Origin of the sequence: Planococcus sp. CPCC 101016, assembly GCF_007859295.1 — a bacterium.
Taxonomy (GTDB): domain Bacteria; phylum Bacillota; class Bacilli; order Bacillales_A; family Planococcaceae; genus Planococcus.
On sequence record NZ_VOHB01000002.1, the window covers coordinates 636,660 to 656,447 of the forward strand.

The 19,788-nt window shown below is 43.6% G+C and carries 21 protein-coding genes; 16 read left to right on the plus strand and 5 right to left on the minus strand.

The window, feature by feature from the left end:
- Positions 1 to 5 precede the first annotated feature (5 nt).
- From rbsB to FQV26_RS03040, 6 genes are all read left to right on the plus strand, one after another.
- Positions 6 to 929, plus strand: a complete 924-nt coding sequence (gene rbsB / locus FQV26_RS03015) for a ribose ABC transporter substrate-binding protein RbsB (RefSeq protein WP_146555890.1) — start codon at positions 6 to 8, stop codon at positions 927 to 929.
- Between the two features lie 222 nt (positions 930 to 1,151).
- Positions 1,152 to 1,421: a hypothetical protein gene (locus FQV26_RS03020; protein WP_146555891.1), complete on the plus strand. Its 270-nt coding sequence runs from the start codon at positions 1,152 to 1,154 to the stop codon at positions 1,419 to 1,421.
- A gap of 275 nt (positions 1,422 to 1,696) precedes the next feature.
- Positions 1,697 to 3,196 carry a D-alanyl-D-alanine carboxypeptidase/D-alanyl-D-alanine endopeptidase gene (gene dacB / locus FQV26_RS03025; protein ID WP_146555892.1) on the plus strand — a complete coding sequence of 500 codons (1,500 nt, stop codon included), beginning with the start codon at positions 1,697 to 1,699 and terminating at the stop codon, positions 3,194 to 3,196.
- 138 nt (positions 3,197 to 3,334) lie between these two features.
- Positions 3,335 to 4,057: a gamma-glutamyl-gamma-aminobutyrate hydrolase family protein gene (locus FQV26_RS03030; RefSeq protein WP_146555893.1), complete on the plus strand. Its 723-nt coding sequence runs from the start codon at positions 3,335 to 3,337 to the stop codon at positions 4,055 to 4,057.
- Between the two features lies 1 nt (position 4,058).
- A complete protein-coding gene (locus tag FQV26_RS03035) occupies positions 4,059 to 5,012 on the plus strand; it encodes a dipeptidase (RefSeq protein ID WP_146555894.1) in 954 nt (317 codons plus the stop codon).
- 18 nt (positions 5,013 to 5,030) lie between these two features.
- The gene (locus tag FQV26_RS03040) at positions 5,031 to 5,813 is read left to right on the plus strand and encodes a class I SAM-dependent methyltransferase (protein WP_186759602.1); all 783 of its coding nucleotides are present in this window, start codon (positions 5,031 to 5,033) and stop codon (positions 5,811 to 5,813) included.
- A gap of 47 nt (positions 5,814 to 5,860) precedes the next feature.
- On the opposite strand, the gene FQV26_RS03045 is transcribed toward FQV26_RS03040, so the two are convergent.
- The 3 genes from FQV26_RS03045 to FQV26_RS03055 form a co-directional block, all read right to left on the minus strand.
- Positions 5,861 to 6,760, minus strand: a complete 900-nt coding sequence (locus tag FQV26_RS03045; protein WP_146555896.1) for a YihY/virulence factor BrkB family protein — start codon at positions 6,758 to 6,760, stop codon at positions 5,861 to 5,863.
- A gap of 256 nt (positions 6,761 to 7,016) precedes the next feature.
- Entirely contained in the window at positions 7,017 to 8,321 is a 1,305-nt protein-coding gene (locus FQV26_RS03050) for a hemolysin family protein (RefSeq protein WP_261384253.1), read from the minus strand.
- Positions 8,322 to 8,409: 88 nt separating this feature from the next.
- Positions 8,410 to 9,039 carry an HD domain-containing protein gene (locus tag FQV26_RS03055; RefSeq protein WP_146555897.1) on the minus strand — a complete coding sequence of 210 codons (630 nt, stop codon included), beginning with the start codon at positions 9,037 to 9,039 and terminating at the stop codon, positions 8,410 to 8,412.
- Positions 9,040 to 9,340: 301 nt separating this feature from the next.
- Between FQV26_RS03055 and FQV26_RS03060 the strand changes: the two genes are divergently transcribed.
- The 3 genes from FQV26_RS03060 to FQV26_RS03070 all read left to right on the plus strand — a co-directional run bounded on the left by FQV26_RS03060 (position 9,341) and on the right by FQV26_RS03070 (position 11,897).
- Complete coding sequence (locus tag FQV26_RS03060; protein ID WP_146555898.1) at positions 9,341 to 9,817, plus strand: metal-dependent hydrolase; 477 nt, start codon at positions 9,341 to 9,343, stop codon at positions 9,815 to 9,817.
- Positions 9,818 to 9,879: 62 nt separating this feature from the next.
- Positions 9,880 to 10,068: a hypothetical protein gene (locus FQV26_RS03065; RefSeq protein WP_146555899.1), complete on the plus strand. Its 189-nt coding sequence runs from the start codon at positions 9,880 to 9,882 to the stop codon at positions 10,066 to 10,068.
- A gap of 182 nt (positions 10,069 to 10,250) precedes the next feature.
- Positions 10,251 to 11,897, plus strand: coding sequence for an SLC13 family permease (locus tag FQV26_RS03070; RefSeq protein WP_146555900.1), 1,647 nt, complete (start codon positions 10,251 to 10,253; stop codon positions 11,895 to 11,897).
- Between the two features lie 25 nt (positions 11,898 to 11,922).
- Here FQV26_RS03070 and FQV26_RS03075 read toward each other — a convergent pair whose 3' ends face one another.
- Positions 11,923 to 13,122 (minus strand): MFS transporter, encoded by a 1,200-nt coding sequence (locus FQV26_RS03075; protein WP_146555901.1) that lies wholly within the window; start codon positions 13,120 to 13,122, stop codon positions 11,923 to 11,925.
- A gap of 223 nt (positions 13,123 to 13,345) precedes the next feature.
- A complete protein-coding gene (locus tag FQV26_RS03080) occupies positions 13,346 to 13,777 on the minus strand; it encodes a hypothetical protein (RefSeq protein WP_146555902.1) in 432 nt (143 codons plus the stop codon).
- Positions 13,778 to 14,093: 316 nt separating this feature from the next.
- On the opposite strand from FQV26_RS03080, the gene FQV26_RS03085 reads away from it, so the two are divergent.
- From FQV26_RS03085 to FQV26_RS03115, 7 genes are all read left to right on the plus strand, one after another.
- Positions 14,094 to 14,771 carry an SOS response-associated peptidase gene (locus FQV26_RS03085; RefSeq protein WP_146555903.1) on the plus strand — a complete coding sequence of 226 codons (678 nt, stop codon included), beginning with the start codon at positions 14,094 to 14,096 and terminating at the stop codon, positions 14,769 to 14,771.
- 46 nt (positions 14,772 to 14,817) lie between these two features.
- The gene (locus FQV26_RS03090) at positions 14,818 to 15,666 is read left to right on the plus strand and encodes a patatin-like phospholipase family protein (RefSeq protein WP_146555904.1); all 849 of its coding nucleotides are present in this window, start codon (positions 14,818 to 14,820) and stop codon (positions 15,664 to 15,666) included.
- Positions 15,667 to 15,720: 54 nt separating this feature from the next.
- A complete protein-coding gene (locus tag FQV26_RS03095) occupies positions 15,721 to 16,167 on the plus strand; it encodes a GNAT family N-acetyltransferase (protein ID WP_186759604.1) in 447 nt (148 codons plus the stop codon).
- Positions 16,168 to 16,240: 73 nt separating this feature from the next.
- Positions 16,241 to 16,690: an Lrp/AsnC family transcriptional regulator gene (locus tag FQV26_RS03100; protein WP_146555905.1), complete on the plus strand. Its 450-nt coding sequence runs from the start codon at positions 16,241 to 16,243 to the stop codon at positions 16,688 to 16,690.
- A gap of 229 nt (positions 16,691 to 16,919) precedes the next feature.
- The gene (locus FQV26_RS03105; RefSeq protein WP_261384254.1) at positions 16,920 to 18,530 is read left to right on the plus strand and encodes a gamma-glutamyltransferase family protein; all 1,611 of its coding nucleotides are present in this window, start codon (positions 16,920 to 16,922) and stop codon (positions 18,528 to 18,530) included.
- A 26-nt stretch (positions 18,531 to 18,556) separates the two neighbouring features.
- Positions 18,557 to 19,123: a chromate transporter gene (locus FQV26_RS03110; RefSeq protein ID WP_146555906.1), complete on the plus strand. Its 567-nt coding sequence runs from the start codon at positions 18,557 to 18,559 to the stop codon at positions 19,121 to 19,123.
- A complete protein-coding gene (locus FQV26_RS03115; protein ID WP_146555907.1) occupies positions 19,120 to 19,653 on the plus strand; it encodes a chromate transporter in 534 nt (177 codons plus the stop codon). The genes FQV26_RS03110 and FQV26_RS03115 overlap by 4 nt, the downstream gene beginning before the upstream one ends.
- Positions 19,654 to 19,788 lie beyond the last annotated feature (135 nt).

Genomic DNA, 19,788 nt, shown 5'->3' on the forward strand with positions numbered 1-19,788 from the left:
GGAAAATGAAAAAATTGCAATTAGGGTTCATTTTGTTAGCAATGATGATTTTGGCGGCGTGTTCAATGGAAGCACCAGGATCAAGTTCTGAAGAAAACAGTGGAGATGGCGGCGAAGCAAGCGGCGATTACACAATTGGTTTTTCTATTTCAACCTTGAACAACCCATTCTTCGTTACATTGAATGAGGGCGCTGAAGCGAAAGCTGAAGAGCTGGGAGCCAATTTGACAGTAGTGGATGCACAGGACAATGCTTCAAAACAGGCAAGTGATATTGAAGATTTGATTCAACAGGGAGTGGATTTGATCATGATCAATCCTGTTGATTCGGAAGCAGTTGCAGCTGCAGTCGAGTCAGCCAATTCGGCAAACATCCCGGTAATTACTGTTGACCGCAGTGCTGCAGGCGGGGAAGTGGTTTCCCATATCGCTTCAGATAACGTTGCTGGCGGCGAAATGGCGGGAGAACATTTAGTTTCAATCGTTGGTGAAGGCGCTCTAGTTGCAGAACTGGAAGGCGTTCCTGGATCTTCAGCCGCACGTGAACGCGGTGAAGGATTCAACAATATCGCAGCTGATAGCCTGGATGTTGCCGCTAAACAAACAGCAAACTTCAACCGTTCTGAAGGCTTATCTGTAATGGAAAACATCCTTCAAGCTAACCCAGACATTACGGGAGTGTTTGCTCACAACGATGAAATGGCTTTAGGCGCTCTTGAAGCGATTGAAGCTTCTGGAAAAGACATTGCAGTTGTTGGATTTGATGCTACTGATGATGCGGTTAAAGCTGTAGAAGATGGCCGTTTAGATGGAACAATTGCTCAAAAGCCGGAAATGATTGGTGAAATGGCTGTTGAAACGGCTGTTCAATCACTTGATGGCGAAGAAGTGGAAGCATCGATTCCGGTAGAATTGGAATTGGTTCAGTAAGTAGAAATGATACATGTTTGAAAACTCTAGACTGCAGACCACTCGAGTGGTTTGCAGTCTTTTTTATGAAAAGCGCTGACCTAATTGGGACAAAAAGCTTTTTACTTACCTAATACTGCAGCAGCAAGCACTGAAACACATCCAACTAAAGCTTACTTAAAAGCATGGTTTTTTTCTTTTTCTGTTATACTGTTGTCAAAAGCGGGAACAGGGGGCAGGGATATGAAAGATGTATGGGTTGTGAAGTACGGTGAACACACAATACGCATCGTCAATACATGGACCAATGTAAAGCTGTTCGTAGATGGCGTTTTACAGGATGAACAAGTTGGATTGCACTTCACTTCGCGTTTATTTGGGAAAGTAAAGAATGCCAAAGGTGATTACGAAGACATCAAAGTCTCGATCGGATGTTATTTCTGTGAAATGCAATGTCGGATATTTGTCGGTGACCGCTTACTTTATACAACCGAACTGCAATGGAATGGCTGATTTCGAAATAAAAAAAGCCGGATTTAAGTATGGCGCATACAATAAAAGGTTCATCAGAAACTTTCAGTTTCTTGTGAGCCTTTTTTGTTTGAAAAGACATAGGTGCATAAGGCTATTCCCTCTAGAAAAAAGAAAATAAATATTTATTAAATGGATAATATTCCTATAAGTATAAAAATATACTATGTACATGGATGCATTTGTTGAATTAACTGAAAATTCGATTGGCGCGTATGGTACATTCTTAAACATATTAAGGGACAGGGGATGGAATCATGGCGAGGAAAAGTACTTTAAAAGGGATAGCATTATTAATGTTGGCAGGGGTATTGGCGGTTTCGCCCATGGAATTGACTGAACATAAAATAACGGCTGGCGCAGATGGAGAATATGCTCCTTTGGTCAGCGAAATTAATCAAATCCTCCAAGATGAAAGGCTGGATGGAGCTTTGGCTGGTGTCAGCATCAGAGAAGCTGATACAGGTGAGAAAATTTATGATCATTTCGGAGACACCCGATTGGTTCCGGCTTCTAACATGAAACTCTTCACTGCCGCAGCTGCTTTCGAAACACTTGGCGAAAATCATCGTTTCACGACGGAGATACATACAGATGGAGAAGTTAAAGGGAAAATGCTGAAAGGCAATCTCTACTTAAAAGGCAAAGGGGATCCGACACTTCTTCAGGAAGACTTTGAGCAATTCGCGCAGGATCTGAAAAGCTTGGGAATCCAAAAAATTAAAGGTGATTTGATTGGAGATGACACGTGGTATGACGATATCCGTCTGTCAGAAGACATTACCTGGCAGGACGAAGTCTACTATTACGGCGCGCAGGTATCCGCATTAACGGCATCTCCCAATAAAGATTACGATGCAGGCTCGGTGATTGTTGAAGTGAATCCCGGCGATTCAGCCGGTACAGAGCCAAAAGTATCGCTGAGTCCGGAAACGGACTACGTATCAATTGTTAACCATGCTAAAACAGTGCAGGCAGGACAGCCGAAAACAGTTTCCATCAGTCGTGAACACGGCACTAACCAGATTGTGATTGAAGGAAATATTCCGGCTGAAGGTTCACGGACACGTGAATGGATTGCTGTCGATGAACCCTCTGGTTATGCGCTGGATTTGTTTGAAAATGCCTTGCTGGCAGAAGGCATTAAATGGACCGGTAAGCATCAGCTCAAAATGGGCGAGACGCCTGTAAACAGTACATTGCTGCTGGAACATGAGTCAATGACGCTGGCAGAGCTTGCTATTCCATTCATGAAGCTTAGCAATAATGGACATGGAGAGGTTTTGGTGAAAGAAATGGGCCGTGCTGTCCAAGGAGAAGGCAGCTGGGAAGCTGGTTTGGAAGTGATGAAGGATGTGGCAGGAACTCTTGGTGTCAATTCAGAGACAATACTGTTGCGCGACGGTTCAGGTATGTCCCATGTCAATTTGATTCCAGTGAACGAAGTGTCGCAATTGCTCTTTGGTGTGCAGAACAAAGAGTGGTTTGACAGCTACGTAAACTCTCTGCCGGTTGCGGGGGATGTAGAACGGTTTATTGGGGGGACATTGCGCAACCGAATGAAAGATACCGCAGCACAGCACAATGTCAAAGCGAAGACAGGTACTCTGACGGCGGTCTCCGCGTTATCAGGATATGCCACGACGAAAGATGGAAAGCCGCTGATTTTCTCTATCATCATTAACAATGATCTGGCTTCAGTTACGCCAATTGAAGATGCGATTGCTACGGCCATCGCTGAATCAGGGGAGGAATAGCAATAACAGACGGCAAGCTTTAGGCTTTCCGTTTTTTTTTTTTTATAAATGATAAAGTTCTTGGATGTGCTGGTATTCTATTGATAAATTCTATATGTTTAATATATTCAGTTTTTAATAACAGGAGGTTATACATAGATGAAACCGATTATTGGCCTCACTGCATCTCTAGAATTGGGACGCGACGAATATGGTATCGAGCTTGCGGACACGGAAGCTATTTTAGCAGCAGGCGGATTGCCGGTTATGGTTCCGCATTTGATGGATGAAGCAGATATTAACGAACTTGCTGAACATATAGACGGCTTGTTTTTGGCGGGGGGCTATGACATCGACCCCACTTTGTTCGACGAAGAGCCGCTGCCGAATCTTGGGGTGATCATCCCGTCTCGTGATGCATTCGAATTGGCTTTGGCCAAGAAAATGCTGGCATTGGAAAAACCAATACTCGGGGTTTGCCGTGGAGCTCAAATATTGAACATCGCAGTTGGAGGCGATATGTATCAGGACATCACGACGCAAGTAAAAGAGGATTTGCTGCAGCATCAGCAAAAAGCGCCAAAATTCCATGGCTCTCATTTTGTAGATGTGGCGAAAGCATCGCTGTTGCATAGATTGACGGGACAACAGCGCTTGAAAGTGAATAGCCGTCATCATCAAGCTAATCGCCGGGTCCCTCAGCCATTTATCGTCAGCGGCGTTTCGAGTGACGGTATTGTGGAAGCGATTGAAAGTGCGCAGCACCATTTTGTGTTGGGTGTGCAATGGCATCCGGAAAATATGGCAAGAGCAGGGGATTCAGCATCTTTAGCAATTTTCAATGGTTTCATTGAGGCAAGCCGTAAAGGAGGAATTGAATGATATGAAAATCTTCGATACGCACTGTGACGCGTTGCTAAAGTTGCAGGTAGCTAAACGGAATACCATGTTCAAAGGTGAACTCCTGGATTTCAAAAAGTCAGACGAACTGGAAACCAATTTCGGCCGGCTGCAGGCAGGAGGTGTAAAAGTTCAGTTTTTTGCTATCTTCATCGATCCGGAATTCCCATCCGGCGAGAAATGGCAGCATGCGCTGGAGCAGGTGGATTTATTCTATACAGAAATATTGGGGAGAAATTCCCTTATGAAACACATAAAAAACTGGCGGGATATCGATGCGCTGAAGCCTGATGAAATCGGTGCTGTTCTCACACTGGAAGGGGCGGATGCGTTCGGAAATGACTTGGCGAAGCTGCGTCATCTTTATCGGCTGGGTGTGCTGTCAATTGGCTTGACGTGGAATAATGCCAATTTGTGCGCTGACGGCGTAGGGGATCCGAGAGGTGCAGGTTTATCAGTACTAGGAAAAGAAGTAGTCCGTCTCAATAATGAGCATCATGTTTTCACTGACGTTTCTCATTTGTCTATGAATGGATTTTGGGATGTCATGGAGTTGGCGAAGTATCCAATTGCCAGCCATTCCAATGCACGTGCTCTTTGCGATCATCCGCGAAACCTTACTGATCAGCAAATCCAAGCGATGTTCGCCAATAACGGCATGATTGATGTCGTGTTCTGTCCGCAATTTATTAATAAAGAAAGTGAACAGGCAACAATCCCCGATTTGATTCGCCATATCGATCATCTTTGTTCGCTTGGGGGGATTCGGCAAGTTGGCATTGGCTCTGATTTTGATGGGATCTCTTCTCATATCACCGGGCTCGGTAATGCATCGGAATTCCCTAATCTAATTAACGAACTGCAAAAACACTACACAGAAGCCGAAGTGGAGGGCTTTGCATACCGTAATTTTCTTGAGCATCGTCCCGGAATTTGAGTGAAGGAGGGAAGAATGATGGACAAAACAGTTAAGCAGAAAGTAAAAGAAACTTTCGGCAACAATGCTGGCAAGTATATAACCAGCGACAGCCATGCTAGAGCAGATGACCTGCCGCTGCTTATTGAATGGCTTCAGCCTGACAAGACATGGACAGTGCTGGATATCGCGACTGGCGGAGGTCATGTGACAAAAACCTTGTCTCCCCACGCAGGAATGATCTTTTCCACAGATCTGACAGAAGCGATGCTTGAGAATACAGCCAATCATTTGCGCGGCAGTTTTGACAACATTCAGTATGTAATTGCAGATGCAGAAGCTTTGCCATTTTTGAAGGAAACGTTTGATGCGGCTGTCTGTCGGATTGCCCCGCATCATTTTCCTCATCCGGAACGGTTTATTGCGGAAGCGTCGCGTGTTTTAAAAAAAGGTGGCAGGTTTATTCTGATCGACAATGTGGCACCTGTGGATTCCGAGCTGGCAGACTTTATAAACACGGTAGAAAAACTTCGTGATGACAGCCATTCAAGATGCCTGTCGAAAGAAGAATGGGCAAAACTATTGAAAGAGCATGGAATGAAGGAACTGAAATCGGCAGACCGCAAAAAGACATTGCAGTATCCGTCTTGGGTAGCGCGTACGACTGAAAACGAAGAACAGGCAGAACGGGTTGCCGGGCATTTGATTGCAGCCAACGAGAAAGCAATGGATTATTTTTCGATAGAAATAGTGAATGGAGACATCAAAAGTTTCACGATTGATGAATGGATGGCCTTATACGTGAAAGAAGACGGGATATGAAGTAAAAAAATAACCCCTTCACCAAACCTGGTGAAGGGGTTATTCGTTTAATATTTGTTCATAGATGATTCTGCACTCTTCGCATCTTTCTGATTTGCTTCGCTTTGCGCGAGTGGATCAGTACCCTCTTTAGCATGCTTGCGTCTGTGAAGAATGGCATTGATTTCAGCGCCGATTACAAGGATTAGACCGGTCAAGAAGAACCAAAGCATTAGTACGATGAGTCCTCCAAGACTGCCGTAAGTGGCAGAGTAGCTGCCGAAGTTAGAGACGTAAATCGAGAATAGGAAAGAAACAACTTGCCATAGAACTGTAGCGATTACAGCTCCAATAATAACTTCCTTAAATGGGAAATGTTTATCAGGAGCGAATTTGTACATAAGTGCCAAGACAATACTCATGACTGCAATGGAAATGACCCAACGCAGAACCTGGAAAATGATTTCAGTTTGTTGCGGAAGACTGAAGGTTGTTTTAATAAACTCAATAATAGTGCCGCCAAAAATTGGCAGAACAAGTGCAACGATGACAGCAACCAACATGCCAAGTGTCAAAACGATGGCCGTTGCTTTCAATTTGATGAAAGAACGGGTTTCTTCGACGCCGTATGCCTGATTAGTTGCATCGATAAAAGCAGTTAATGCATTCGATGCGGACCAAAGCGTACCCAAAATACCAAATGTCAATAAACCGCCTGATGGTGTGGTGACCACACTAACAATTGTATCCTCAAATGTAGCAGCCACTTCTCCAGGAAGAACTTGACGGATGAGTTCCATTGCTTTCGCTGGATCAATCTGAAGATAAGGCAAAATAGACAGCAGCAAGATCAATAAAGGAACGATAGCTAATAAATAGTAATAAGCCTGTGCTGCGGCTAGAGTAGTTGCTTTATCTTTTTTGAACTCACTGCCAAGTTCCTTGGCAAACCCCATAGCTTTACTCATATGATAACCTCCATTTTCAAAATTAGTTACTCCTTATATGCCCCGTTCGGTATAGGATTAACCCTAAAATAGAAACAAAAACTTATTTAAGAGGAATAGAAACCTTTTAAGACTTAAAATAAGTGTTCGGAAGCTCTTTTAGAACCTGAAATGTATGGCTCAGAAATATGCGGTTTTTCAAAGCTTTAAGAACGGGGAGCGTTGCAGAACTTAGATTTAAGCAGCAAAAAAGCGCCCTTTTTCGGACGCTTTATCATTATGATTTTGGCAATAGATCACAGGCAACTTTTAAGATATGATGATTTTCCATTTCGACAATGGACCATTGGCAGTCTCCTTTTACAAAGGAATCGCCAGTCTCAGCTTCGATCAGCTGATGCTGTATCCAGCCGGCAATCGTATCAATATCTTCACTGTCTTCAAATTTAAAGCCGAAGCGTTCTTCCAGATCTTTTAACAGGACGCGTCCATTCAGTAGATAGCGCGTATCGCTTTCCTTAATAATCTCTTCGTCTTCCTCTTCATCAAATTCATCGCGGATTTCACCGACAATTTCTTCCAGTATATCCTCCATGGTAATCAAACCGGAAGTTCCACCATATTCATCGATAACGAGGGCGATATGCGTTCGATCTTTTTGCATTTTCACCAAGGCATTCTGAAGCGGTGTTGTTTCATGGAAGTATGGAAGAGTGTGTATAAGTTCTGCCATCTCAAACTGGCCATTCACGGCGTAATGCGTCAACACTTCTTTGGCATTGATAAAGCCGATCAAGTCGTCTTTATCTCCGTCCCTGGCGATAGGGTAGCGAGTAAAACGGTGCTCACGAATCTCGGCTAAAAGTTCTTCAGTCGTTAAATCATCTGAAAAAGCGATCATTTGAGTCCGTGGAATCATCACATCTTTTGCGCTTCGCTCATCAAAAGCGAAAATATTCTGCATATAGGACAATTCGGTTTGATTGATTTCCCCACTTTGAAAGCTTTGTGCCATAATGATTTTCAGCTCTTCTTCTGAATGGGCCTGCTCTTCCTTGGCATGTTCTACACCAAAGGCACGTAAAAGGATGCGCGCCGAACCGTTCAAGATGAAAATGAACGGGTACATGATCTTGCCAAACGCGTATAGGAATGGAGATAACAGCAAGGTCATCCGTTCAGCGAATTGCAGCGCCAAGGATTTAGGAGCCATTTCCCCGATTACAACGTGCAGAAAAGTCACTAGTGAGAAAGCCAGGACAAATGAAATGATGGTAGAGGCAGATGCAGGAACACCGAGCATTTCGAATAAAGGATGCAATAGCCGTCCAACGGTCGGTTCTCCCAACCAGCCAAGCCCGAGAGCTGTAACGGTAATGCCGAGCTGACAAGCAGACAGATAATAATCAAGGTCACTGGTGATTTTTTTGACCAGCACGGCCTTTTTGTTTCCTTCATCGATTAATTGGTCGATGCGCGACATCCGGACTTTAACGACGGCAAATTCCGAGCCGACGAAAACAGCCGTTAACGCGATTAATAAGACGAGCAAAGCTATATTCAATAAAAGTATGGGGTCCAATAAATTCCCTTAAATAAGGGATTCACCTCCGAAAGTAGTTGTTGAAGTTAAATTTACCATATTGCAGGTATGAAACATAGAGCAAAGCTTAATGCTCGGAAATGATTTGGCGGGTAATCTCTTTTACGTCAATGGCTGTTTCTTCATTGATAACGTCATCAAGCATGACATTCTTAAAATAATCAACACTTGCAGGCAAAGGAAGATCCAATAATTTGGTCAAAGCGATCCGGTACATTACCACGAATTCCTTGTCGGTATTACCGCGCTTCAATTCTGCAAATGCCTCGTAGAACTGATCCAGCTTATCCGCCAACTCCAACAAGCGCCCTTCAATAGTGGAGTCCTTTCCTTCTTTCATACGTTCAAAAAACACGTCCTGAAATTCTTCGGGAATTTCACGCAGGATGAACTTTTCCATCATGCCTTCTTCTACTTTTGCAATCATTTCCTTTAATTCGGGAGATGCATATTTAACAGGTGTTTTGATGTCACCGATAAATACCTCAGCAAAATCGTGATTGATGGTTTTTTCGTACAATGCTTTCCAGTCGATTTCGCGGCCAGCACGTTCTTCGATGGTTGCAAAAAACATGGCGTATTGACTGACTTTCCATGAATGGGCTGCAACATTATGTTCTTCAAACTTAAACATGCCGGGTGCCCGGATAATTCGTTCCAAATCATTCAATGAAGTAAAAAAACGATGAATGCCCATAATGACGCCTCCTTTTAGATATAGTTGAGTGAATAAAAGCAGTGGAACTGTTCTGGTGTCGGACTTCCGTAACCCAATTAGTTAAGGGCACCTATCCTAACCGATTTCATAAGCTGATTCTTTGTTCATGCAGCTAATCTAATTAAATTCCATGTCTTCAGCATACACGATTTTTAGTATAATAAAAATGAGATCGATAAGCACGTGGCCAAAAGAGAAACTGATAGCTGTTGGGAATTTTTTTATTCTGATCTGATTGATAGATGTTCTAATGGCCATAAGCAGGAAAAGGAGAAAAAGCATGACAGGTAAAACTCACATCATAGGCGGTATTGCAGCAAGCCTTGCTTTTGCACAAATCACAAATTACGAGCCGATCATTTTATTGGGCGCTGGTGTAGTTGGCGCAGTCATTCCTGATATTTGCCATGGCAGCAGTAAAATTGGGCGCAGTTTGCCTCTTCTATCTAAATTGATTAGTGGTTTATTTGGACACCGAACTTTCACTCACAGTTTATTGTTTCTAGTACTGTTTGCTGTTTTAATGCACAGTTTTATGCCGGTAGAAGCGATTTCAGCAGGTATTCTTGTGGGAATGGCCAGCCATATTGTATTGGACATGGCGACGAAAAGAGGAGTAAAACTGTTTTTTCCATTTAGATGGAATGTTCGATTCCCAATTACCGCTACGACCGGAGGCACTTCAGAATATCTGGTTTTTGCTGTATTGTCACTTCTTTGCGTCTATTTCGGTTATGGCGTATTTCTTCCCCTGTAAACGTTTTACTTCATGAGAGAAGGGAAATGAAGGAATAAACGCAAACAGGAGGAATGATCCTAATGGGTAAAAATGATTTTTCGAAAGATGCAAATCCGCAAAGCCATCATAACCGACGCCAACGGGAAGAATTTGAAAGCATTGATCAAGAGTCAAAAGAAGACGGCCAAGAGATGGAGAAAAGAGGCGCCCACAGCAATACAGGTGTAGGCGATGAACAAAACCCAATCGGAGAATCAGAAGAACAGTAAGATGATTGAAAAGCTAAGTGCAAACTTTGTGGACAGGGACCTTGGGTTCCTGTCTTTTCTCTGGGCTTGCTTTGAGTCAAGGGCGCATTAAGATTACACTCGCTTGTTTGTCGGAGCAGAAACCTATACAATTATGAAGATAATTATTGGAAAATTCTTTATAAAGATGATGGAGGGATAAGATGATTTCTGCAACATGGAACTGGATGTGGGAAAAGCACGATCAAGCAAAAGATACGTTTAAATTTTTCACCAACCCCGGTGGAAGCCTCCCGAATGATCGAGACCGGGCTGAAGACGCGGGATCCTACGATGAACGCAAAAAGAAGCGAAGTTACAACAAGCCTCAGTTAATCGGTTTGTTTCTCGGTCCGCTGCTTTTCGCGTTAACCTTACTTTTCTTTAATCCTGATGGACTTTCGCCCGAAGCAAAAGCCGTCTTGGCCAGCACCATTTGGATTGCAACTTGGTGGATTACGGAAGCTATTCCGATTCCTGCCACATCTCTCCTGCCAATCATTCTTTTCCCCATGACAGGTGGACTGGATGTAAGCGCTACAACTTCCGCTTATGGCAATGATACGATATTTCTCTTTATGGGCGGTTTCATGATTGCGCTGACAATGGAAAAATGGAACTTGCACAAACGGATTGCACTTACTATTATCTCCATAATCGGCACCAATACAGAACGGATTATTCTTGGTTTCATGATTGCGACAGGATTCCTGTCGATGTGGATTTCCAATACTGCCACAGCGATGATGATGGTGCCGATTGGTTTGGCGATCATTTACCAAGTCTCTGAAGCGCTGAAGGATGACCATTCAATCGATACTTCAAAAGAGAATTTCGGTTTCGGTAAGGCCCTTATGCTGGGAATTGCCTATTCCGCTTCGCTTGGAGGAATCGCAACATTGATCGGAACGCCGCCGAATACATTATTGGCAGGAGCGGTCAATGAAATCTATGGCATTGAAATCACTTTTGCCCAATGGATGCTCTTCGGTGTTCCATTGGCATGGATTTTTATTTTAATTGCGTGGATCTATTTAGTGAAAGTCGCTTATCCGCAAAAACTTAAGCAATTGCCTGGAGGAAACGAAGTGATTCGTCAGCAGAAGGCCGACTTGGGATCTGCTTCGTACGAAGAAAAAGCAGTCTTTACGGTTTTTGTGGCAGTAGCACTTGCCTGGATCAGCCGCTCGTTTGTCTTGGATGCGTTTGCTCCGGATTTGGAAATGACCGATGCAATGGTCGGCTTGATTGCGGCGATGATTTTATTTATCATTCCTTCTAAAAACAAGCAAGGCGATCATTTGCTGGACTGGGCGACTGCGGTTAAATTGCCGTGGGGTATTTTGCTGCTGTTCGGTGGGGGATTGGCAATCGCTGCCGGTTTCACAAATTCCGGCTTGTCTGAATGGATCGGAAATCAATTGATTGGATTGCAGGGAGTCAATGTACTCATCGTTGTTCTCGTAGTAGCTGCACTTGTGTTGTTCCTGACGGAAATCACATCCAATACCGCGACAGCTTCCATGATGTTCCCGATCATGGCATCTCTTGCAGTTGCTCTCAGCATCCATCCATATGCGCTGATGGTGACTGCAGCCGTAGCCGCTTCTTGTGCTTTTATGCTTCCAGTTGCAACGCCGCCGAATGCTGTCGTCTTCGGCTCCGGATATTTGAGAATTTCCGATATGGCCAAAGCCGGTTTCGCGCTCAATATATTTGGCATTTTCTTCGTCAGCCTTGCGGTTTTCTACTTCTTGCCGCTTATCTGGGGAATCGATTTGTTGTCGATTCCAGCCGAGTTTCTTGAATAGAATTCACAAATAGCAAAAAGCAGGTTCACCTTATAGGGGAACCTGCTTTTTTTCTGTAAAGAGTGACGGCCAGTATGTAGAGGAGCGGCAAAATTGCTGTGAAAAGTACCAGTCCGGTCCAGCCGACAGAAGTCCACAAAGGACTTAACAGCGAGCTGCCGGCAGCAACGCCAATGTAATAAGAAACTAAATATAAACTGGAAGCACTGCCTTTATGATGGGCAGCCTGCTGGCCGACCGAGGCGGCAGTAAGGGAATGCGAAGTAAAAAATCCAAGGCAAGTCACACAAAGGCCGACGACAATCATCCATAGGTAAGGGCTGAGTGTCATAAAAATTCCGGCTGACAGAATAAATACTCCAGCCAGTCGGACATTGCGTAAACCGAAAGTTTCAGCGGCGCGGCCAGCTACCGGTGAGCCGATGACACCGATGCCATAGGCGAAAAATAAATAGGAAATGCCTTGCAGAGACATGGAGTAGGGCGGAGCTTCCAAATAAAAAGGCAGATACGTCCAAATTCCGGTGAAGGAAATTTGCAGAATTGCCCCCAAGCCGAAAACAACAAGAAGGGCTGGATTTTTCAAGTGGAACAGGAATCCTTCAATGTCTTTTGCAAAGCTTAATTGGCTTGAACTGAAATTCTGTGATGGCGGCAGCAGATAGACAACTGCTGCAAATAGGACAAGTCCCGTCACTGCAAACGCGTAAAACGAAAGCTGCCAGGAGAAATGATCTGTCAGATAACCTGTTAAAACACGACCCAGCATTCCGCCCAGCGCATTACTGGAAATATAGAGCGCAGTTGCATAAGCGATATTCTTTCGGTCAATTTCTTCACTGATATAGGCAAGGGCGGCGGCGGGAACGCCTGCCAGCGCAAAACCTTGGATAAACCGAAGAATCAGCAGCACAGTAAATGAATCGGTCAATGGAATAATAAAAAAAGGGAGTGCAGATCCGAGCAGCGAATAGACGATATAAGATTTTCTGCCATTGCGGTCGGAGAAAAATCCAAGTACGATCAATCCTAGGATTAAGCCGATAATGGTCAGCGATAAGGATAAGCTGGCTGTGGAAACAGAGACTTGGAATTCGTCTACAAAAACGGGCAGCAAAGGTTGTACTGCATACATATTTGCAAAAATAAATAAAGAGGCCAATAGAAGGCTGAGAATGATCTTCCAAAATTGGCGGTCTTTTACGGTATAGCGCTGAGAGTCCATAGGTCACTTCCAATCGATAATTACCTTCCCCATCCGCCCAGCAGGAGATTGAAGAACTGCTGTTAGGCGGTGTGTTCATGGTATTCATTTTACCATTAAAAACAAATAAGTTTATATGGTTATAAAGCAACCGCACATAAAGGGAAACGTTAAACAGCTAAAGGGTGATTGGCCATAGAAGCGCACAAAAAACCCCGCATGCACACAGGCAGCGGGGGAACAATTATATTTTGTTGAAGAAAGATAGAATTTGTTTTTTAGTAGGTTCTTGCAACCGGTAACGCAGTTCCTTGTTTTGAGTGTTTACGATATGATAGGCCGGATTTTCAGCAACCGTAAATTTCCAATGCGGCTTAGTATTTTTCTTTTTAATCTGAAGTTCAGGAAGCATCATCTTTTTCGTGAAGCTTTCAAGTTTGGCCATTAAAAAGGTATCCATGTACCGTACGAGCAAAAAGCCTTGTTGGCGCTCAGGATCAAACTTCGCCAAATTGAATTCACTGACATCAAAACCTTTTTCATATCGCTGAACAGATGGGGACAATACAAAACAATCTTCATTCATAAAGATAGTTGAGTTTCCTTGTTGTTTCAGCCCTAATTCTTCAACCAGAAAATCCTTGTTGACCAGACTCATTTCGCGTGCAGTAGCCATGTAATTCCTCCTAATATAAATCGTTGTTCTTCTATTATAACACTATTTAGCCATTTAAGGGGCGTTAACGAACTTTCCTTGTATTTTGAGTCTTCTGAGGTGTGAAGGCTTAGGGCTATGGATTTAAAGGAATAAAGACAAGTTCATTATTTATTAAAAAAGCAAGACGGAAGGATAAGAAGAGCCAATCATTTTCACCTGCACTACATCTCTTTATTGTCAGAATATTTTAGGTATTAAAGACAATAAAAAAGAAGAAGATAGAATAATCTGTTATATTTAGGGTAGAAAGCTATTAGTGAAAGGAGCGATTGATGTGTGTGGAAGATATTCATTGTTTACCGATTATACGGTATTGATTGAACGCTTTAATATTGAAGAAGCGGCGATTGATGAAGACGAATATTCAGCAAGTTACAATGTAGCCCCTTCGCAGGAAGTGGTCGCTATTGTAAACGACGGAGACAAAAACCGGCTTGGCAAGCTCAAATGGGGACTGATTCCGCCGTGGGCAAAAGATGCAAAGATAGGTTATAAAATGATCAATGCCCGCTCAGAAACAGCATCAGAAAAACCCAGTTTTCGCAACGCTTTTAAAAAGAAACGGTGCCTGGTAGTGGCAGATTCTTTCTACGAATGGCAAAGAAAAGACGGGGAAAAAATTCCGATGCGCATCAAATTGAAGACGGGAGAACCTTTTGCCTTTGCGGCGCTTTGGGAATCGTGGAAAGCACTAGATGGCAAAACTGTAAATAGCTGCTCCATATTAACGACAGGTCCGAACGCTTTGATGGAATCGATTCATGACAGGATGCCGGTCATTTTGACAAAAGAAGGTGAAAAAACGTGGCTGGATTCCCGTATAGATGATGTTGAGCAATTAAAAGCATTGTTAAAACCATATAAAGCGGAAGATATGGAAGCATTTCGTGTTTCTGAAGAAGTCAATTCCCCTAAAAATAATAAACCGGAATTGATTGAAAAAGTGAGTTAAACCAATTGAACCCTTACTTATTCTAAGAGCCATAGGGGGGAGTAAGATGAAAGCCGGGTTGATATTGGAAGGCGGCGGCATGCGTGGGGTTTACACTGGCGGGGTCCTTGAGAAATTACTGGAAGAGAAAATCTTTGTCAATTATGTAATCGGTGTTTCTGCAGGAGCCTGTCATGCATCTTCCTATATTTCCAGACAAAGCGGCCGCAACCGTGAAGTGACCATTGGCTACGTCAGTCATCCAGAGTATATCTCGGTTAAAAATCTGCTGGTAAAACGAGAACTCTTCGGCATGGACCTCATCTTTAACGAAATTCCGAACAACTTGGTGCCTTTTGATTATGACCGTTTTAATAATGCAACGGAAGAGTTTGTAGTGGGTACGACAGACTGTCTGACCGGCGAAGCGGTTTATTTTGAAAAACAGAATCGTCCCGAGGACGTAATGGCTATTGTCAGAGCTTCAAGTTCCCTGCCATTGATGTCACAACCCGTGAAATTTGGTGGTAGATTACTAATGGATGGCAGTATTGCAGACCCGCTTCCAATCCGCAAAGCTTTATCGGATGGGGTCACCAAACCCATTATTATCCTTACAAGAGAAAAAGGCTATCGAAAAAAGAAGAGCCACTTTGCCAAAGTGATGCCGGCCTTTGTGCGGCAGTATCCCGCTATCGCAAAGAAGATGGAAAGCCGGCATATCTACTATAATGAAACAATGGAGTTTATCGAGCAACTGGAGGGCGAAGGCCTGGCCATGGTGATACGTCCGATGAACCTCTATAAAATCAGAGGAATTGAGCGGGATCCAGTAAAACTGGAGAATTTGTACAACCAAGGGTACCAGGACGCAACCAACAGATTTGGGGAGTTGATTGATTTTCTTCAAAAATAAATTTTTTGAACTTCACGAATCACATCGTGGTAAAGTTAAGTTGAGGGGATAGTTATGATTCATGAAATAGATCATCAGAATGAACAGCTGGCAAAAGAAATACAAGAAATACAACAAGCAGCTTACCGCATAGAAGCTGAACTTATGGGGTTTGATGGAATTCCGCAGCTCTATGAGGCAGTACATGAAATCCAAAACAGCCCTGAAACTTTTATCGGTTACAGTATAGAACGGTTACAGGGTGTCGTATCATACCGAGTGAAACAAGGAATCGTCGATATCCACCGTCTCGTCGTCGATCCGGATCATTTTCGGAAAGGAATCGGCAAGCAACTGATAGCTTATTTGCTAGAGCGCTATAAAGGCTATGAATTCATGGTCAGTACCGGCACTGCCAATAAACCAGCAATTGCTCTTTATCAAGCAAACGGTTTCAGGGAACTGCGTGTATTTGAAGTAGCACCTGGTGTCCATTGCACCCAATTCAGTCTCAGTAATTAAGGAAAGGGGTTTTCTTTTCTTAAACACAAAAACCATAGATTCGATTTTCAAAATAAAAGCTTGAGGTGTATTTATGAAATTAGATAATATTGATCGAAAGATATTGGAGTTATTGACTATAAACGGCCGTATCTCGTATGTGGATATTGGGAAAGAACTAAATCTGTCGAGGGTGGCCATTCGCGAGAGGGTTCATCAATTAACAGAAGCAGGAGTAATCGAAAGCTTTACAGTGGTCATCAATAGTGAGAAGGTCGGTAAAAAAGTATCGGGATTTTTTGAAGTAGATTGTGAACCATCGTCTTTGGTGGAAGTGGCTCAGACCTTGGCGGATAACCCAAGCGTTGCCAGTTGCTATCAAATGACAGGACCATCTACCCTCCATATGCATGTGCTGGTTGATGATTTTATGGATCTCGAAAAATTCATCAACGAAGAACTCTACGCTCTCGAAGGAATAACGAGAGTGGAAAGCCATATCCTTCTCCGCCGATTCAAAAGTCGTACCGGTATGAAATTATAAAATCCTGCAGGCTTTAAAAGCTGCAGGATTTAACTTTTTATTGGAGTAACGGCTTTTTCACCAGGAGTATTCAGTATATTTTGTAATTTAGGTGGAAATAAGCAAGCGCATACTCTATAATCGTAAGTATCATTATTGACTATAGTTAAACAAAATCGAAAAAGTGCTTTACAAGTGATATGAAATACTTTCAAATTCATACACAAAGTTTAGCTAAGAGAAAGGAAGGATGACATTGGACTATTTGAACAATCCATTTCCATCACAGCGTCAAACCGTGTTTTCAAAAAAAGGGATGGTAGCAACTTCTCAGCCTTTAGCGGCTCAAGCGGGGATAGAAATTATGCAGAATGGAGGAAATGCCATTGATGCAGCAATTGCAGCTGCAGCTGCATTGACCGTTGTTGAACCGACTTCTAATGGAATTGGGGGAGATGCCTTCGCACTGGTCTGGGTAAAAGATAAGCTGCATGGTCTAAACAGTTCCGGCCCCGCACCAAAAAGTATTTCACCAGAAGCAGTCAAAGCATTGGGATTTGAAAAAATGCCAACACATGGCTTAATACCCGTAACAGTACCAGGAGTACCAGCTGCATGGGCTGAATTATCGAAGAAATTTGGTAAATTGTCGTTGGCTGAAGCTCTGAAACCGGCGATCCGTTATGCGGAAGAAGGATACCCGCTAACGCCAATTCTCGGTAAGTATTGGAAAGCTGCCTACTCCAAATACAAAAGTTCTTTTACAGGAAAAGAATACCAAGCTTGGTTTGATACATTTGCACCGAACGGCCGGGCACCTGAAATTGGCGAATTATGGTCATCTCCTGGCCATGCCAGCACTTTAATCGAAATCGGCCAGACGGATGCACGTTCTTTCTATGAAGGGGCGATTGCAGATGAAATCGATGCTTTCATGAAAAAGCACGAAGGATTTCTCTCTAAAGAAGATTTAGAGGCATTCAAGCCGGAATGGGTAGAGCCGGTGTCATCGGAATACCGAGGCTATGAAGTTTGGGAAATTCCGCCAAATGGACAAGGCATGGTTGCTTTAATGGCTTTGAATATTTTCAAACAACTGGGACAGCCGAAATGGCAATCCGCAGATACTTTCCATGAACAGATCGAAGCGATGAAACTGGCATTTACAGACGGCAAGGCGTTTATTACGGAGCCCGAAAATATGCCTGTCAGCACGGAACATCTGTTATCAGAAGAATATGCCGCGGAGCGCGCCAAAGCAATTGGTGAAACCGCTTCTGATCCGGAACCGTATGAATTGCCAAAAGGCGGAACCGTTTATTTGTCTGCAGCGGATGAAGAAGGCAATATGATTTCTTATATACAAAGCAATTACATGGGCTTTGGTTCAGGAATCGTCATTCCCGGGACCGGAATAGGCCTGCAGAATCGCGGAGCGGATTTTTCATTGGATGCTGAGCATCCGAACGTATTGGCAGGAGGAAAACGAACATTCCACACCATCATTCCAGGCTTCCTGACAAAAGACGGCAAAGCCGTAGGACCATTTGGTGTAATGGGCGGATACATGCAGCCTCAAGGCCATTTCCAAGTGGTCACCAATACCATTGACTATTTACTGAATCCACAAGCAGCCCTTGATGCACCAAGGTGGCAGTGGATGGAAGGGAAAACCGTTCTAGTTGAACCAAGTTTCCCAAATTACCTTGCGCAGGCTTTAGCCCGTAAAGGACATCAAATTCAAGTAGCGACAGACAGCGGCAGTTTCGGAAGAGGACAAATCATTTGGCGCAATCCTGAAACCGGCGTCTTGGCCGGCGGCACCGAATCGCGTACAGACGGTGCGGTGGCTGCTTGGTAGAAGATAAGAAAGTGGAGGAGAAGAAAATGGGAAATTCCAGCCTAAAAACCAATGGTGATCTTTTTGCCGCTTTTTTTCGTGTAGGCCTACTTGGTTTCGGTGGAGGACCTTCAGCTATCCCCCTCTTTCACCGTGAAGCTGTAATCAATTACAAATGGATGACCGATGATGAGTTTGGTGACACGCTGGCATTGGGAAATACGATGCCAGGACCAATTGCTACGAAAATGGCCGGTTATATCGGCTATCGGGTCAATGGACTGATCGGCTGTTTTATTGCATTGGCTGCTTCAGTCATTCCGACCGTAGTATTAATGATTATCCTGCTAGGCATTCTGCAAAAATACAAAGGACTCGAATGGGTCAACAGCATGTCAGCGGCAGTTGTGCCAGTTGTTGGCGTCATGTTGGCTGTGATGACGTGGGATTTCTTTCAGAAATCCGGCAAGGCTCTGGGACTGGGGCGGGCCATTCTGTTTACTGCCATCGCCATTGTGCTGCTGGAAATATTGAATATCCATCCGGCTATTGTCATACTGGGTATTTTGATTTTGTCTTTTACCACCTTTAAGAAGGGGGTAGAAGCAAAATGATTTACTGGTACATCTTTTTAGCATTTTTTATCCCAGGAATTTTAGGGTATGGCGGTGGGCCAGCTTCTATTCCGCTTGTGGAAAAAGAAGTAGTGGATCGCTATGGCTGGATGACGACGCAGGAATTTGGAGAAGTCTTGGCTTTGGGAAATGCGCTGCCAGGACCGATTGCTACAAAAATGGCGGGATATATCGGCTACATGGAAGGCGGTATCCTGGGATCAATCGTGGCTTTATTCGCTTCAGTGGCACCTTCTCTTATTTTAATGGTGGCTTTGATGGTGACTCTTTTGAAATATAAAGATTCGCCGAAAGTCAAAAACATCACCAAACTTGTTCGGCCAGTCATAGCTGTATTGCTGGGCGCTATGACGCTGCAATTTTTCATGACCTCAGTTGAGACATCAGGCACGTTGCAGACTGTCATCCTGATTGTCGTCAGCTATTGGCTGCTGGAGATAAGGAAAGTCCATCCGGCATTTGTCATCTTGATGGCTCTCGTTTATGGTGCAGTATCGGGAATCATCTAACTTTTCCTGATTTGCAGAATTAAGTAAGAGATGAAGGAAAAGTAACCCAACTACTAATTCAGAATGCTTAAGGCCATCCACTTGGATGGCCTTTTACCATTATCCAAAGAGCAGGCAATATCATTTACTTTTAAT